Source organism: Pseudomonas sp. fls2-241-TYG-175 (genome assembly GCF_030209155.1).
GTDB classification, from domain to species: Bacteria; Pseudomonadota; Gammaproteobacteria; order Pseudomonadales; family Pseudomonadaceae; genus Aquipseudomonas; species Aquipseudomonas viridiflava.
This window is the reverse complement of the sequence record NZ_JARVSO010000001.1, coordinates 24183-39294: the sequence shown is the minus strand read 5'-3', so window position 1 is coordinate 39294 and position 15112 is coordinate 24183. Positions and strand designations below refer to the sequence as shown.

The 15112-nt window shown below is 58.1% G+C and carries 16 protein-coding genes; 6 read left to right on the top strand and 10 right to left on the bottom strand.

Annotated features, from left to right (window positions below):
* Positions 1-52: 52 nt before the first annotated feature.
* Both ahpC and QRN20_RS00185 read right to left on the bottom strand, forming a co-directional pair.
* A complete protein-coding gene (gene ahpC / locus QRN20_RS00190; RefSeq protein WP_004879663.1) occupies positions 53-616 on the bottom strand; it encodes an alkyl hydroperoxide reductase subunit C in 564 nt (187 codons plus the stop codon).
* Positions 617-717: 101 nt separating this feature from the next.
* Positions 718-1677: a site-specific integrase gene (locus QRN20_RS00185; protein WP_122605863.1), complete on the bottom strand. Its 960-nt coding sequence runs from the start codon at positions 1675-1677 to the stop codon at positions 718-720.
* Positions 1678-1853: 176 nt separating this feature from the next.
* On the opposite strand from QRN20_RS00185, the gene QRN20_RS00180 reads away from it, so the two are divergent.
* The gene (locus tag QRN20_RS00180) at positions 1854-2861 is read left to right on the top strand and encodes a DNA-binding protein (protein WP_058432690.1); all 1008 of its coding nucleotides are present in this window, start codon (positions 1854-1856) and stop codon (positions 2859-2861) included.
* A 15-nt stretch (positions 2862-2876) separates the two neighbouring features.
* On the opposite strand, the gene QRN20_RS00175 is transcribed toward QRN20_RS00180, so the two are convergent.
* The 3 genes from QRN20_RS00175 to galU all read right to left on the bottom strand — a co-directional run bounded on the left by QRN20_RS00175 (position 2877) and on the right by galU (position 6547).
* Entirely contained in the window at positions 2877-4178 is a 1302-nt protein-coding gene (locus QRN20_RS00175) for a hybrid sensor histidine kinase/response regulator (RefSeq protein WP_029244577.1), read from the bottom strand.
* 66 nt (positions 4179-4244) lie between these two features.
* The gene (gene gorA, locus QRN20_RS00170) at positions 4245-5603 is read right to left on the bottom strand and encodes a glutathione-disulfide reductase (protein ID WP_122605865.1); all 1359 of its coding nucleotides are present in this window, start codon (positions 5601-5603) and stop codon (positions 4245-4247) included.
* Positions 5604-5707: 104 nt separating this feature from the next.
* Positions 5708-6547 carry a UTP--glucose-1-phosphate uridylyltransferase GalU gene (galU, locus tag QRN20_RS00165; protein WP_122414570.1) on the bottom strand — a complete coding sequence of 280 codons (840 nt, stop codon included), beginning with the start codon at positions 6545-6547 and terminating at the stop codon, positions 5708-5710.
* A 455-nt stretch (positions 6548-7002) separates the two neighbouring features.
* On the opposite strand from galU, the gene QRN20_RS00160 reads away from it, so the two are divergent.
* The gene (locus QRN20_RS00160; protein ID WP_004879674.1) at positions 7003-7284 is read left to right on the top strand and encodes a hypothetical protein; all 282 of its coding nucleotides are present in this window, start codon (positions 7003-7005) and stop codon (positions 7282-7284) included.
* 48 nt (positions 7285-7332) lie between these two features.
* Here QRN20_RS00160 and QRN20_RS00155 read toward each other — a convergent pair whose 3' ends face one another.
* Positions 7333-7683 carry a hypothetical protein gene (locus tag QRN20_RS00155; RefSeq protein WP_029244574.1) on the bottom strand — a complete coding sequence of 117 codons (351 nt, stop codon included), beginning with the start codon at positions 7681-7683 and terminating at the stop codon, positions 7333-7335.
* 167 nt (positions 7684-7850) lie between these two features.
* On the opposite strand from QRN20_RS00155, the gene QRN20_RS00150 reads away from it, so the two are divergent.
* From QRN20_RS00150 to alkB, 3 genes are read left to right on the top strand one after another with little or no spacing between them, the layout of a single operon-like run.
* Positions 7851-8156, top strand: coding sequence for a DUF1883 domain-containing protein (locus QRN20_RS00150; RefSeq protein WP_004879678.1), 306 nt, complete (start codon positions 7851-7853; stop codon positions 8154-8156).
* Positions 8157-8178: 22 nt separating this feature from the next.
* On the top strand, positions 8179-8358 hold the full coding sequence (locus QRN20_RS00145; RefSeq protein WP_029244573.1) for a hypothetical protein: 180 nt from the start codon (positions 8179-8181) through the stop codon (positions 8356-8358).
* A 25-nt stretch (positions 8359-8383) separates the two neighbouring features.
* A complete protein-coding gene (gene alkB, locus QRN20_RS00140) occupies positions 8384-9061 on the top strand; it encodes a DNA oxidative demethylase AlkB (RefSeq protein WP_122605867.1) in 678 nt (225 codons plus the stop codon).
* 17 nt (positions 9062-9078) lie between these two features.
* Here the strand turns inward: alkB and QRN20_RS00135 are convergent, their stop codons facing one another.
* From QRN20_RS00135 to gnd, 4 genes are all read right to left on the bottom strand, one after another.
* Positions 9079-10899, bottom strand: coding sequence for a glycoside hydrolase family 15 protein (locus QRN20_RS00135; protein ID WP_285359750.1), 1821 nt, complete (start codon positions 10897-10899; stop codon positions 9079-9081).
* A gap of 147 nt (positions 10900-11046) precedes the next feature.
* A complete protein-coding gene (locus QRN20_RS00130; protein ID WP_162864261.1) occupies positions 11047-11877 on the bottom strand; it encodes an HAD family hydrolase in 831 nt (276 codons plus the stop codon).
* A complete protein-coding gene (gene zwf / locus QRN20_RS00125) occupies positions 11870-13402 on the bottom strand; it encodes a glucose-6-phosphate dehydrogenase (RefSeq protein ID WP_122428734.1) in 1533 nt (510 codons plus the stop codon). Before zwf ends, QRN20_RS00130 begins: the two co-directional genes overlap by 8 nt.
* Positions 13402-14376, bottom strand: a complete 975-nt coding sequence (gene gnd, locus QRN20_RS00120) for a phosphogluconate dehydrogenase (NAD(+)-dependent, decarboxylating) (RefSeq protein WP_029244568.1) — start codon at positions 14374-14376, stop codon at positions 13402-13404. Before gnd ends, zwf begins: the two co-directional genes overlap by 1 nt.
* 311 nt (positions 14377-14687) lie before the next feature.
* Here gnd and QRN20_RS00115 point away from each other — a divergent pair, with 311 nt between their 5' ends.
* On the top strand, positions 14688-14861 hold the full coding sequence (locus QRN20_RS00115; RefSeq protein WP_004879692.1) for a DUF6026 family protein: 174 nt from the start codon (positions 14688-14690) through the stop codon (positions 14859-14861).
* The last annotated feature ends 251 nt before the right edge of the window (positions 14862-15112 follow it).

The following is a 15112-nucleotide window of genomic DNA, read 5'->3' as shown; positions in this document are numbered from 1 at the left end:
CGATGCGGTTTACTTGCTCAAGAGCTCAACGCCCCTAGCCGATTCATACGACTCAGATCTTGCCGACCAGGTCCAGAGACGGAGCCAGAGTGGCCTCGCCTTCTTTCCACTTGGCTGGGCAGACTTCACCCGGGTGAGCAGCAACGTACTGAGCAGCCTTGATCTTGCGCAGCAGCTCGGAAGCGTCACGGCCTACGCCGCCATCGTTCAGCTCGACGATCTTGATCTGACCTTCAGGGTTGATCACGAAAGTACCGCGGTCAGCCAGACCGGCTTCTTCGATCAGCACGTCGAAGTTGCGCGAAATGGTCAGGGTCGGGTCGCCGATCATGGTGTACTGGATCTTGCCGATTGCAGGCGAGGTGTTGTGCCATGCAGCGTGGGCAAAGTGGGTGTCAGTCGAAACGCTGTAGATTTCAACGTTCAGCTTCTGGAACTCAGCGTAGTTGTCAGCGAGGTCTTCCAGTTCGGTCGGGCAAACGAAGGTGAAGTCGGCCGGGTAGAAGAATACGACAGACCACTTGCCTTTGAAGTCGGCATCCGAAACGTCAACGAAAGAGCCGTTCTTGTAAGCAGTTGCCTTGAACGGTTTTACCTGGCTGTTGATGATAGGCATCGGTATATCTCCTGATGGGTTGTGATTTCGATGAAGTGAAGCTTACGCATGATCGATGACAAAGGCTCATTGGCAAACCTGATGTCACTGATTGCTTTTCGCTATGGAAGCGGCTTATCAATAGAAGAAACCTTCAGGCCGCTCTGGCTCTCGGGAGAGCTCAAAAATGGTGCGGCCTCAATGTAACGCATCGCGGACTTCATGTCCCTCCAGCCCACATAGGCCATCAGTGACTTGAGGTCCCAGCCGCTACGGTGCGCCCAGCTCGCGAAACCACGACGCAGCGAGTGGCTGGTGTACTGTTGCGCGGCAATCCCGGCGCGGCTCAGCGCCTGACGCAACACAGGAATGATGCTGTTGGCGTGCAGCCCCTCCTCGCCCAGATTGCCCCAGCGATCCACGGCCCGGAATACCGGGCCGCGCACCAGTGCCGAACAGTTGATCCAGTCTATATAAGCCTGAACCGGACACAGTCGCTGCAAGGCCGGCGTCTGGTAAGTCCTGCCTGCGTTTTCCCGATCACCTTTGCTACGGGGCAGATAAAGGCTGATGCCCGCACCGGAAATCGCTTTGACGTCCTGAATCTGCAGACGACACAGCTCGTCGCTGCGAAATCCCCGCCAGAACCCCAGCAGGATCAACGCCGTGTCCCGTCGACAGCGCAACAGTGCGGGCTGATCGTTACGGGCCTGCGCCTGAAGCGCTTCGACCTCAAGGCAAGTGACAACCCGCTCCAGATCATGCAACTGCAAGGGCTCGGCCTGCTTTTCCTGCGCCGGATGCAGGGCGCGAATACCTTTGAGCACCTTGCGCACGACAGGTGAGCGCGTCGGATCGACGAACCCCTGACTGGAATGCCACTGAGACAACGCCGACAGGCGCGACTTCAAGGTATTGACCGACAGCTCACCCGCGTACTGCGCCAGATATCGCGACACGCTCTCGCTGGTCGCCGGCAGAAATCCGCCCCACGTCGCTTCGAAGTGCTCGATGGCAGCCCGATAGCTGCGGCGCGTGTTGTCTCGGGTGGCCGCTTCCAGATAACGATCGACATCATTCATGAGCAAAACCTGCGTAGGTGTACCGGCCGGGAGCGCAAATCATCGTCCAGGGCGTCTGACACGGGATAATACGCCAATATCCCGTGCCATTGAATTCTCATAATGACGTTATTTCTTAATCGATATAGTATGTAAATACAGGGTACATACCACAGTACGAAATCGTAGGAGCAGACATGGCACGGGGCGGCGTAAACAAGGCATTGGTGCTCAAGGCAAGGTCCGCCCTGCTCGCCCGCGGTGAAAACCCCAGCATTGATGCAGTACGTATCGAAATGGGCAATACCGGGTCGAAAACCACCATCCATCGGTATTTGAAGGAGCTTGAAGCCGCTCATTCACCTGCGCCCGATATCAATGAAGAGCTGACAGAGCTAGTTGCCAATCTTGCCGACCGGTTGCAGGGACAGGCGCAGGAACGCATTGACCTGCTATGCGTGGACCACGCCGCCAAGTGCGCAACCTTGCAGGAAGCGCTCTCGGCGGCGCAGAAGAAAACGGAAGATCTGAGTGAGCAGATCCAGCAGAAGGATCAGACGCTGGAGCGACAAGCCACTGCCCTGCTCGACTTGCAAGAAACCCTGCTCACCGTGCGAAGCGAAAACACCCGACTGACTCAAGCCAACTCGGACCTGGATTCCCGCCTGCTGGACAAGAATGAGCAGATCCGCTCCCTTGAAGAAAAGCATCAGCATGCGCGCGATGCGCTGGAGCACTATCGCAATTCGATCCGGGAGCAGCGCGAGCATGAGCAGCAACGCCATGAAGGTCAGGTCCAGCAGTTACAGATGGAGCTGAGACAGGCACAGCAGAGCCTGAGCATTCGACAGGAAGACATCACCCGCCTGAACCGCGACAACGAACGATTGCTGGCAGAGACTCGCAGCACACAACGCGACCTGAATATTCAGAAGGACCTGACGGACAAGGCCGGCGCTCAAGCCGCAGCATCGATGAGGGAACACCAGCAAGGTCAGACCCAATGCGCCCTGCTGGAGGAAAAGGTACGAAACCTTCAGGAAGACACTGTCGACCTCAAGCAAGGCCTGAAGGATGCTCAGCAGCAGAACCGGGTGCTGGAGCTGCTGCTGATCAAAAAGGAAGTGGCGCTGGAAGCTCTGAAAGCTGCTGGCGAGCCATCTCCCAAGGTCAGTTCGACCCGGAAGAAACCGACCGCACCCTGAGGCATGAGAGGACGTTCAGTTCAGTGAGTCCGTTTCACAGGGCAGATACAGATCGACACGAGTCCCCTGCCCCTCAGCGCTTTCGATCTGCACATGCCCGCCGGTCTGCCTGATGAAGCCGTAGACCATCGACAATCCCAGCCCTGTCCCCTGGCCGACAGGCTTGGTGGTGAAGAACGGATCGAACACCTTATCGATCACCTCCTGACTGATACCGCAGCCATCATCCGCAACGCTGAGGACAACGTACTCGCCCGGTGGCAGCGCACCCTGCGGCTTACTGATGGTTACGGCCCGAGTCAGCACCTGCAACCGACCGCCGCCCGGCATTGCATCGCGCGCATTGATGACCAGATTCAACAAGGCGTTTTCCAACTGATGCTCATCGGTGCGGATCAACCGCAAAGCCTCATCGAATTCGAAATACAGGAAGATTCGGTCGGATAACGTGCCCTGCAGCAGTTCCTGCATGGAGCGAACCATCCGATTGACATCAACCGCACAGGTATTGAGCGCCTGACGCCTGGCGAACGTCAGCAACCGCTGGGTCAGCGCTCCGGCGCGATTGGCGGACGCAATCGCAGCATTGACGTAGCGCTCGACATCATCGAGACGACCCGCTGCAACCCGGCGCCTGATGAAATCCAGCGCACCCAGCACGCCCGTCAGCATATTGTTGAAGTCGTGAGCAATGCCGCCAGTCAATTGGCCGACGGCGTCCATCTTCTGCGCGTGACGCAACACCTCTTCGGCCTGCGCCCGTTCGCTGATCTCGATCTGCAGCAACTCATTGGCACGCGCCAGTTCCTGAGTACGCTCGGCAACCCGCTGCTCCAGATTTTCGTTCAGCTCGCGAAGCGCTTCTTCGGCCCGCACCTGAGCCGTGATATCGGTGTGAGTGCCCAGCCAGTAAGTGATGTGACCCTGCTCGTCGCGCATTGGCGATGCCCGCGAGAGGAACCAGCTGAAAGCGCCGTCCCTGGAACGCAATGCAAAAGTGTCTTCCCAGATGGAGCCTGTAGCAAAGCAGTATTGCAGACGGGCCATGACGCGCTCGCGGTGCTCGGGATGAAGAACGGAACGCCAGCCCAGCGCTCGCATTGCCTCAAGCGAAGACCCGGTATACAAATACCAGCGTTCGTTGTACCACTGAACATGGCCACGGGGATCAGCCGTCCAGGCCAGCTGGCTCATGTTGTCGGCGAGTAATCTGAATTGACGCTCGCTCTCGCGCAGCACATCGATCTGCTGCAGGGAGCCCTGTTCGTGACCGGTCGAATGCAAGGGCATCACGGACGTCGGTTTTTGCCTGTTCATTGGAGGGGTCCTTCCTTTGGTCTATGTCACTCCGGGACTCATCCTGAGTCCCGGACATTGCCTGATCTAGCGTTTAACCGGTGTACGCATGGTGACAAACTCTTCTGCAGCGGTCGGATGCACACCAATGGTGTCGTCGAACACCTGCTTGGTCGCGCCCGCCTTGATCGCAATCGCCAGACTCTGCACGATTTCGCCCGCATCCGGCCCCACCATATGGCAACCCAGCACGCGGTCGGTTTTGGCATCGACCACCAGCTTCATCAGGGTGCGCTCCTGATCGTCGGTCAGCGTGAGCTTCATCGGCCGGAAACGGCTTTCGAAGATCTGCACCTCATGCCCAGCCTCGATCGCCGCCTCTTCGGTCAGACCCACCGTACCGATGTTGGGCAGGCTGAACACCGCCGTCGGGATATGGTTGTAATCCACCGGACGGTATTGCTCCGGCTTGAACAGGCGCCGGGCCAGCGCCATGCCTTCGGCCAGCGCGACCGGAGTCAGTTGCACACCACCAATGACATCGCCGATCGCCAGAATGGATGGCTCGCTGCTCTGGTAGTTTTCGTCGACTTCAATATAGCCGTGCTTGTCGAGCTTGACATTGACGCTGTCCAGCCCGAGGTTATCGAGCATCGGACGACGGCCCGTGGCGTAGAACACACAGTCGGTTTCCAGCGTGCCGCCGCCTTTCATGCTCAACTTCAGCGTGCCATCAGCCTGCTTGTCGATACGCTCGATGTCGCTGTTGAAACGGATATCCATGTGACGCTTGAGCAGTTCTTCGTGAAGATGCGTGCGCACACTGCCGTCGAAACCACGCAGGAACATTTCACCCCGGTAAACCAGCGTCGTTTCCGCGCCCAGACCGTTGAAGATGGAGGCGAACTCGACAGCAATGTAACCGCCGCCCACCACTACGATGCGCTTCGGCAATTCCTTGAGGAAGAAAGCTTCATTCGAGGAAATGGCATGCTCGCGACCCGGCACATCAGGAATCTGCGGCCAGCCGCCGGTTGCAATCAGAATACGTTCGGCGCTGTAGGTCTGGCCGTTGATCTCGACCTTTTGCGCACCCACGATCTTTGCGTGACCTTCATGCAGCGTGACGCCGCTGTCGACCAGCAACTTGCGATAGATGCCGTTGAGGCGGTTGATCTCGCGATCCTTGTTGGCGATCAGGGTCGGCCAGTCGAAACTCGCCTTGCCCAGTGACCAGCCAAAGCCTTTGGCGTGCTCGAAATCCTCAGAGAAATGCGAGCTGTAGACCATCAGCTTTTTGGGAACGCACCCGACGTTGACACAGGTCCCGCCCAGATAACGGCTTTCGGCAACCGCCACCTTTGCACCAAAACCGGCAGCAAAACGTGCCGCCCTGACGCCACCTGAACCCGCGCCAATTACAAACAGATCGAAATCGTAAGCCATCAATGTCTCCTTAGCAGGGGCACAGCATAACCGCTTGGCGGCCAGTCAGAAATGACAAAGCCACCCGAAGGTGGCCTTGACTTGAAACACGGCAGGCAGATGAATCAGTAAGCCTTGCCAGTCTTGTAGAAGTGCTCGAAGCAGAAGTTGGTTGCTTCGATGTAACCTTCGGCGCCGCCGCAGTCAAAACGCTGGCCCTTGAATTTGTAGGCCAATACCTTACCTTCAGCGGCCTGTTTCATCAGAGCATCAGTGATCTGAATCTCACCGCCTTTGCCCGGAGCAGTGTTTTCGATTTTTTCGAAGATATCCGGCGTCAGGATGTAACGGCCGATGATCGCCAAATTGGAAGGCGCGTCTTTTGGATCTGGCTTCTCGACCATATCGGTAACACGGAAAAGACCATCTTCAATTTCCTTGCCCGCAATAACGCCGTACTTATTGGTCTCCTGCGGATCGACTTCCTGAATGGCGATGATCGAGCAGCCATAGTAATTATGCAGCTTGACCATCTGAGCCAGAACACCGTCGCCGTCCAGGTTGACACACAGGTCATCCGCCAGAACGACAGCAAAAGCTTCGTTGCCGATCAGTGGGCGACCACTGAGGATCGCGTGACCCAGGCCTTTCATTTCGGTCTGACGGGTGTAGGAGAAGCTGCACTCGTCGATCAGCTTACGGATACCGACCAGGTATTTTTCCTTGTCGGTGCCCTTGATCTGGTGCTCGAGCTCGTAGCTGATATCGAAATGGTCTTCCAAGGCGCGCTTGCCGCGACCGGTTACGATGGAAATCTCTTTCAGGCCTGCAGCAAGGGCCTCTTCTACACCGTATTGGATCAGTGGCTTGTTGACCACCGGCAGCATTTCCTTGGGCATGGCCTTTGTCGCTGGCAAAAAGCGAGTGCCGTAACCGGCTGCTGGGAACAAGCATTTCTTGATCATAAAAGTCCTTGATAAGGGCTGTTGGTGTTAACGGCGCAGTCTAATCAGGCGGCAGTCACCTTACAATGCCCGCCACAGGCCGTAGGATGTCATGGTAGAGGCACATGAGCGCAGATAGTTCCGCAAAAACGCTTATATAGCGACCATCGAACACAACCTGCCGAGCCCTTGCGCAGGCATGGCGTTTGCATTGAACTGCGTGCCCAGACCACACACCGCCAGTTTACCGACGATGCATGCAGACCATGATCTGCCCAAGCGTAGCCGAGATATGTGCGTCCGATAAATGAATCCATCGGTCACTTCTCAGCTCCTGACGAAGCGGCTTCCAGCGCGATGGCAGAAAAGTGACGCGCTGTATTTATCCTTGAAACATGGCGGAACGATGGCACCGCTCGCCAGTCCAAACACCGCATCCGCCAGTCCGCTGGCCTTATTCTTCTGAAGCGAAAAACATGATCAGACTTTTGTCCATTATTGCCGTACTGGGCCTCACCGGCTGTGCCACCGCATCCAACACCTATCTGAAAAACGGCAAGCAGGGGCTGAGCATCGACTGCTCGGGCGAAGCCATGTCCTGGGCGAGCTGTTATGAGAAAGCCGACGCCTCGTGCGCAGGCACCGGCTACGAGATCGTCGGCACCGACGGCACGCCACAGCCGGCAGAAAGCGAAAAGACCCTGGGCGTGGATGTCGGCAACTACAAAAGCCGCAGCGTTCTGGTCGTCTGCAAGTAAGCCGTTGATTCAGCCCGCCTCGGCATCAGGCTCGGCGGGCGGCCTCTATCAACCCGATATGCAGGCCTCTGCAGCATGCTGAACGTCGCGAAAGCGGATCGGCACATTGGCCAGACGCTCATAGACCTTGATCGAGCTGCCTCCCGAGCGGGTTTCAACGTCAATCACGGCGGTCGGTGACTTGCTCATTTTCTGCGCGACAATCAGGCGCAGTCCTTCGTGATGAGGCTCTACAGAAGGCGTCGCGCGACTGCTGCTGATCTTCTCGATGAAACAGTCTGCGTACTCCTGAGGGTTCTTGCCCGAGATCACGCTCATGGTGGCAGGCGTATGCTCGATGTCATTCACCGTCGCGCAGCCAGTCATTGCCAGTGCCAGGATTACAACTGCCAGTTTCATACAATCCTCCAAATAAAGGTGGTACGACCAGCATGGGCCCGATTAAATTCCCGAGAAACGCTTTTTTGTCCATAAAGAGCACAATTAACCGCTCTTTGACGTCAATTGGCCTACGCCGCATGCTATCGTTTTGATTTTTCAGAAAAAGACATTCCCCGGAGTTTTACATGAAATTCGTACACCAGCGTGAGCACCTGAACGAGGACGATCTGGTCGTCATCCAGTGCTCACAGCTCTGTAATATCCGCCTGATGAACGACGCCAATTTTCGCGCCTTCAAGAACGGCGGTCGTCACACTTATCACGGCGGTGCGTTCGATACGTTTCCGGCCAAGATCGCAGCGCCAAGCACCGGTTTCTGGAACATCACCATCGACACCACCGGACGCAAGCCGGATGCCAATCCGGGTCGCAAACCGGCCTTCACCCATTCCATCAAGATCGTACGTCGCTCGACCTCCAGCCTGCGCTGATACGCCGATACAAGGAATCGCCATGAACAGTCCCGCTCGCACCACCAAATACGCCGTCAGCTACAAACTCAACGGCGAGCGCCGCTTTGAATTCGCCCAGTTGCAGTCTGCATCCGTCGAAGAAGCCCGCGCTGCGCTGGAGAAGATGCACGGCCACGGCGACGACCAGATCAGCGACGTCAAAGTCAGCAAGGCTCTGTAGACCGTAGCAGGTATTGAATCCGATCATGCAGCGCAAGACCGACCTTTCCGCTACCTTCGATCTGTTTGCCGGTGAAGAGCCCCAGCCCGCGTCCACCCTGCAGATAGGTCCACAGTCATGGCTGTTTCGCGGCCTTGCCCTGCCGCTCATCGAACGGTTATTGCCCGCACTGCATGAAACGCTGTCCGGGGCGCCGTTCAGGCACATGGTCACACCTGGCGGCCACACCATGTCAGCGGCGCTGAGCAGTTGCGGCTCGCTGGGCTGGGTTACCGATCCTCACGGCTATCGCTACAGCCACAAAAACCCGCAAACCGGCCAGCCCTGGCCCTCAATGCCTGACATCTTTCTGGAACTGGCTCAAGACGCCGCGCAGAAGGCCGGCTTCGCCGACTTTGTGCCCGATGCCTGCCTGATCAATCGCTACGTTCCCGGTGCGAAGATGTCCCTGCATCAGGACAAGGACGAACACGACCACCGCTGGCCGGTCGTGTCCGTATCACTGGGTATTCCCGCCATATTCCAGTTCGGCGGCCTGCAGCGCAGCGACAGGCCTGAGCGTATATCGCTGTTTCATGGCGATGTGGTGGTCTGGGGCGGCGAAGATCGACTGCGCTTTCACGGGATACTGCCCGTCAAGCCAGCCGTGCATCCCCAGCTAGGCGAGCAGCGCATCAACCTGACCTTTCGCAAGGCCGGCTGACGCTTCAGCAGTGATAATCAGACGCAGCCGTCGATCCCGCCGGAAGTACGCGCCCTGGCAGGACACACCGTCCCGTGAAGGTTCAGCGCGGTATTGATGATGCCGATGTGACTGAACGCCTGCGGGAAATTCCCGAGCATACGCCCAGCCTTCGGGTCGTATTGCTCGGCCAGCAGGCCGACGTCATTGCACAGGTCGCAAAGCCTGCCAAACAAGGCCGCCGCTTCGTCGGCCCTGCCCAGTAGCACGTAGGCATCGGCCAGCCAGAACGAACAGACCAGAAACGTGCCCTCGCTGCCCGACACGCCATCCACACTCCGCTCGCCGTCGTAGCGCAGCAACAGACCATCCTGCATCAACGTGCGCTCGATCTCGGCCACTGTGCCGATCACACGTGGATCATCGGCAGGCAGAAAACCGGTCAGCACAATCTGCAGCAGACTGGCATCGACCTCTTTGGCACCGTAGGTCTGCACGAAACTGTTCAGCTGCGCATCGAAGCCGTTATTGCAGACGTCGGCGTGGATTTCATCAGCCACGTGCCGGTAATGCCTGGCCAGCGCGCGGTCTTCGTCGCTCTCGGCCGCTTGAGCGATCTGCGTGGCGTTACGGTCGAACGCGACCCAAGCCATGACCTTGGAGTGGGTGAAGTGTCGAGGCTCGGAGCGGATCTCCCAGATCCCGGCGTCTGGCCGATGCCAGACCTTTTCCAGAAACGGCATGACCACTTTGGAAATCGCGACGCTGCGGGGATGACGTGGCATGCCGCCCTTGAGTGCCTGAATCATGGCATCAGCCACTTCGCCATACACATCCAGCTGAACCTGAGTGGCAGCGCCGTTGCCGATACGCACGGGTTGCGAGCCCTCATAACCGCTTAACCAGGGCAGTTCATATTCGGCCAGGCGTCGCTCACCGCCCACGCCATACATGATCTGAATCTGTTCCGGGTTGCCTGCCACCGAGCGCAGCAGCCAGTTGCGCCATGCCGTCGCCTCCTCGAAGTAGCCCAGGTTCATGAAGGCCAGCAGGGTCATGGTTGCATCCCGCAGCCAGCAATAGCGGTAATCCCAGTTGCGTTCACCACCCAGTTGCTCGGGCAGCGAGGTCGTGACGGCAGCCACGATTCCGCCAGTCGGGGCGAAGGTCATCGCCTTGAGCGTGATCAGCGAGCGCTTGACCTGATCGGTCCAGGGGCCGACGTCTGGGCAGCGATCCGAAAACTCGCGCCAGTAGCGCTCGGTTTCTTCCTGCGCGTGCACCGTATCGATGCTCGCCTGAACCGGCAGATAAGACGCCTGGTACGCCAGGGTGAATACCTTGCTCTCGCCCTCGACGACCTTGAAGTGACTGGCGGTGTGATGATCCTGAGGGAGCAGCGGTACCGGACTGCGCAACACGAGCATTTCCGGCCCTGCGACAGCTGTCAGCGTGTGCGGATCCTTCTTCTCGACCCAGGGCACGCTGCTGCCGTAATCGAAGCGAATGGCCAGATCCATGTCGAACGCGACCTCTCCGGACAGACCGACCACATTGCGCACGACATGCCCGGACGTGTTCATGGGCATGAAATCGACCAGCATTGCCCGACCCTCACGGGTTTCGAACACGGTTTCCAGAATCAGCGTTCCGTTGCGGTAACGCCGCTCGACGGAAACGATTTCTGCGTGTGGCGCGATCTTCCAGCGGCCGTGGTCGCTGTCGCCCAGCAAGGCCGAGAAGCAGGAAGGAGAGTCGAAACGCGGGAAGCACAGCCAGTCCAGCGACCCATCGCGTGATACCAGCGCGGCAGTCTGACAATTTCCCAGCAGTGCGTAGTCTTCAATCAATGCGGCCATTCGTAATGCTCTGATTTATGAACAGTTGCCGTCATGAATACCCGCTCTTGTGAAGCCCACGCAAGTTAAATACAGACAAGGGAGATACAGACAAGAAATACAGACAGGTGAGATACAGCATCGCCGCCCCAGCGGGCAGCGACGTTGTCAGCCCAGGATGTAACGCCTGATAGCGGTTGCGACACCATCCTCGACATTGCTGCCGGTGACATGGTCAGCCTGACTCAGCACACTGGCCTCGCCCTGCCCCATCGCAATCGAAACACCGGCCTTGTGAAACATCGCCACGTCGTTGCCGCCGTCGCCGATGGCTGCCGTGTGCGCGAGGTCAACACCCAGGTAGTCGGCCAGAGCAACCAGCGCAGAGCCCTTGTTCGCTTCCAGCGCCGTGACATCCAGGTAATAACGCTGCGAACGCGCCGCCAGCGCCAACCCGTCGATGAGTGGATTCAGACGTGTTTCAAGCGTCTTCAGCAGTTCGAAGTCCTTGCTCGCGGCGACAATCTTGTCGACACGATCCAGATAGGGCTCGAAGCTGCTCACCCGAACCGGCTCATAGCCCAGCGCATCGCGCTCATGCTCGACATAGTCGCCCTCGGGATCGAGCAGCAGCCAGTCGTCATCGGCGAACACCCAGATCGAGACTTTCTGGGTCGCAAAGAGATCAAGGCAGGTGCGTACTGCCGACGGGTCGATGCGGTGCGCCGCCAGCAGGCGGCCATCAGCGTGGGTAATGGTCCCGCCGTTGAACGCAACCGTTGGCAGCTCGATGCCCAGCGCCTCGATCACTTCACGCATCGCACGCGGCGGTCGACTGCTGGCCAGGGTGAAATGGACACCCGCCAGTTGCAGATCATGCACGGCGTCGATGTTGGCCTGACTCAGGCTGTGATCGGGGCGAAGCAATGTACCATCGATATCGGAAAGCAGAAAACGTACAGACCGTTCGGACACAGACACATCAGTGTGTTCAGACATTAAGTTCCCGCCATTCACGACCATCCCGGCTCAACAACTCGTCACCGACTTCAGGACCATCCTTGCCGGCCTCGTACAGCGTGACCTCGGGCTTTTTGGCCCAGGCATCGAGAAACGGCTGCACGGCGCGCCAGCCGTTTTCGATATTGTCAGCACGCTGGAACAGCGTCTGATCTCCAGTAAGGCAGTCGTAGATCAGCGTTTCATAGCCGGTCGACGGCTGCATCTCGAAGAAGTCCTTGTAGGCAAAACCAAGCTCGATGTCTTCCATCTCCAGCGTCGGGCCAGGGCGCTTGGCGAACAGATCGAACCACATGCCTTCGTTGGGCTGAATCTGGATGCGCAGATAGTTCGGCTTGAGCCGATCCACCTCGGTATCGCGGAACTGCGCATAGGGCGCGGGCTTGAAGCAGATGGCGATCTCGGTACTGCGCGCACTCATGCGCTTGCCGGTGCGCAGGTAGAACGGCACGCCTACCCAGCGCCAGTTGTCGACCATGACCTTGAGCGCCACGTAGGTTTCCGTGGTGCTGTCAGCTGCAACGCGGTCTTCCTGACGATAGCCCGGCACCTTGCGGCCGGACATCTCACCTTCCGCATACTGACCGCGTACCGAATTGGCCAATGCCTCTTCTTCGCTCCAGGGACGAATCGCCCCTACCACCTTGGCCTTTTCGCCGCGCACGGCATCGGCACCAAAGGCGGCCGGTGGCTCCATGGCAACCATCGCCAGCAGCTGAAACAGATGATTGGGAACCATGTCGCGCAGAGCACCGGTGTTTTCGTAGAAACTGCCACGGGTTTCAACGCCAACCGTTTCCGCAGCAGTGATCTGCACATGGTCAATGTAATGGTTGTTCCAGAACGACTCGAACAGCCCGTTGGAGAAACGGCTGACCAGAATGTTCTGCACCGTTTCCTTGCCCAGATAATGATCGATGCGATAAATCTGCTTTTCGCTCATCACCTTGAGCAGGCAATTGTTCAACTCCACCGCACTGGCCAGATCGGAGCCGAAAGGCTTCTCGATCACCACGCGACGAAATCCGTCTTCGGTTTCCTTCAACAGACCGGACGACCCCAGACGCGCCGCCACTTCACTGAAGAAGCGCGGTGCCGTAGCAAGATAGAACACCGCGTTGGCAGAGCCGGTGCTCTTTATCTTGCTTTCGATGTCCAGATAAGTGGAGTCATCCAGGAAGTCGCCCTGCACATAACTGATTCGCTCGGCAAGCTTGCCCCACAATTCGGGGTCCAGAGGATCCTTGCCCGACTCGGAGACCTTCGCGGCAGATTCGTCACGAATGAAGTTTTCAAGCTTCTTCGCAAAATCGGCGTCGCTGATCGCGTTGTGATCGACACCGACAATGTGCAGGCCTGAGTCAACCAGACCGTCACGCGCCAGATTGTAGAGCGCCGGCATCAGCAGGCGTTTGACAAGGTCCCCGTGCGCACCGAACAGAAACAGCGTTGTTGGCGGTGCGACGTCGGCTTTTTGCTCGGATGTGCCGCGTGACAGGCCCATTACTTGGGTTCCTTGTGACCACCGAAACCAAAGCGCATGGCCGACAGCATCTTGTCAGCGTAGGAGCTGGTCTGGCGGGAGCGGAATCGCGCAAACAGCGCGCTGGACAATACAGGAACCGGAACAGCCTGCTCGATGGCGGCCTCGATGGTCCAGCGGCCTTCACCGCTGTCGGCAACCGAGCCGGAGAACGCATCCAGCTGTGGATCGGTGGCCAGTGCGTCAGCTGTAAGGTCCAGCAACCAGGACGAGACGACGCTGCCACGACGCCACACTTCAGCGATGTCTGCAGTGTTCAGGTCAAAGCGCTGTTCGGCTGGCAGGTGTTCGGAGTTCTTCTGCTTGAGCAGATCGAAGCCTTCCGCGAAGGCCTGCATCATTCCGTACTCGATGCCGTTGTGGATCATCTTCACAAAGTGACCTGAACCGGCAGGGCCGGCATGGATATAGCCATGCTCGGCACGGTGATCGGTCGAATTGCGATCCCTGGTGCGCGGGATATCGCCCATGCCGGGCGCCAGCGTGGCAAACAGCGGGTCGAGACGATCAACGATCGCTTTCTCGCCACCGATCATCATGCAGTAACCGCGCTCCAGCCCCCAGACACCACCGGACGTACCGACGTCCACGTAGTGCAGCCCCTTGTCGGTGAGTTCCTGCGCACGACGGATGTCGTCTTTATAGAACGTGTTGCCGCCGTCGATGATCACGTCATCGGGCTCAAGCAACTGGCTCAGGATCTGAATCGTGTCCTCGGTCGGTGCGCCCGCTGGCAGCATGACCCAGATTGCACGCGGCGCCTGCAGGGCACCCACCAGTTCGGCCAGATCGGCCGCTGGCGTCGAGCCTTCATTGGCCAGGGCGCTGCGTGACGCTTCGTCACGGTCATACACCACGGTGGTGTGACCATCGAGCATCAAACGCCGTGCGATATTGCCGCCCATGCGGCCCAGTCCAATAATCCCAAGTTGCATGAAGTTGCTCCTAAACTCGTAAAAGGGGCCTCACTTGTCGTCCAGCGCTTCAACAGTCAGTGAGCATGCTGGTTAGTCAAGCGAGACAGAACGTCGGTTCCCCTGAGGGACGTGACAACAGCGGTGCTGCCAGTGAGTGCATTTTGTCGCGATCGATAAACGTTCGCGACCATGAAAAATAAAAAAGTTCCAATTTAACGCAAAAGAAATCAGAATCTGTGCCGATAGAGAGGTTAGCAGCGGCCACTCAGGGATTGATAGTCATTGCCACGGACCTTTCCAGGTTGAATCCACCATTTGCGAGGTGAGCAATGGGCACTGTACTACCAGCACTGGCACCACAAACCCTGTATGTGACAATCCGCCGCGACGAACTGCGTGCGTTGAAAGAAGAACGTGAGCAACTGCAGAAGAAGGTCGCTCATCTGAGCATGATGCTTCAGCAAACCCAGCTGACCTCTTCCGGTACAGCTCTTCAACTCTGAAGATTCACCCCCTGCGCAATGACCGCCCCGAGGCAAGCCCGATCCGCTGGCTTGCCCGCCTGATCCCCTCCCCGCTCTTCCTGTCCGGCTACGCCGGCAAGCAGCCGTAATCAACGGTCCCAAAGCTTTTCCGGATCAGACAGTGCGCACATTTTGCGCCAGTTCGGTTTCGCGGGCCAGACACATTTCGCAACGCCAGAAACACTGCCACCGCGTCAGAGCGCTGTGCGAAGCCCTGATCTGGCTGCGTC

Bases quoted from the DNA above. Each gene is read 5' to 3' on its own strand.
- ahpC (WP_004879663.1), bottom strand. From the start codon at position 616: ATGCCTATCATCAACAGCCAGGTAAAACCGTTCAAGGCAACTGCTTAC.
- QRN20_RS00180 (WP_058432690.1), top strand. From the start codon at position 1,854: ATGGCACGGGGCGGCGTAAACAAGGCATTGGTGCTCAAGGCAAGGTCC.
- QRN20_RS00175 (WP_029244577.1), bottom strand. From the start codon at position 4,178: ATGAACAGGCAAAAACCGACGTCCGTGATGCCCTTGCATTCGACCGGT.
- QRN20_RS00155 (WP_029244574.1), bottom strand. From the start codon at position 7,683: ATGAAACTGGCAGTTGTAATCCTGGCACTGGCAATGACTGGCTGCGCG.
- QRN20_RS00135 (WP_285359750.1), bottom strand. From the start codon at position 10,899: ATGGCCGCATTGATTGAAGACTACGCACTGCTGGGAAATTGTCAGACT.
- alkB (WP_122605867.1), top strand. From the start codon at position 8,384: ATGCAGCGCAAGACCGACCTTTCCGCTACCTTCGATCTGTTTGCCGGT.
- QRN20_RS00115 (WP_004879692.1), top strand. From the start codon at position 14,688: ATGGGCACTGTACTACCAGCACTGGCACCACAAACCCTGTATGTGACA.
- galU (WP_122414570.1), bottom strand. From the start codon at position 6,547: ATGATCAAGAAATGCTTGTTCCCAGCAGCCGGTTACGGCACTCGCTTT.
- gorA (WP_122605865.1), bottom strand. From the start codon at position 5,603: ATGGCTTACGATTTCGATCTGTTTGTAATTGGCGCGGGTTCAGGTGGC.
- QRN20_RS00145 (WP_029244573.1), top strand. From the start codon at position 8,179: ATGAACAGTCCCGCTCGCACCACCAAATACGCCGTCAGCTACAAACTC.
- QRN20_RS00160 (WP_004879674.1), top strand. From the start codon at position 7,003: ATGATCAGACTTTTGTCCATTATTGCCGTACTGGGCCTCACCGGCTGT.
- QRN20_RS00150 (WP_004879678.1), top strand. From the start codon at position 7,851: ATGAAATTCGTACACCAGCGTGAGCACCTGAACGAGGACGATCTGGTC.
- gnd (WP_029244568.1), bottom strand. From the start codon at position 14,376: ATGCAACTTGGGATTATTGGACTGGGCCGCATGGGCGGCAATATCGCA.
- zwf (WP_122428734.1), bottom strand. From the start codon at position 13,402: ATGGGCCTGTCACGCGGCACATCCGAGCAAAAAGCCGACGTCGCACCG.
- QRN20_RS00185 (WP_122605863.1), bottom strand. From the start codon at position 1,677: ATGAATGATGTCGATCGTTATCTGGAAGCGGCCACCCGAGACAACACG.
- QRN20_RS00130 (WP_162864261.1), bottom strand. From the start codon at position 11,877: ATGTCTGAACACACTGATGTGTCTGTGTCCGAACGGTCTGTACGTTTT.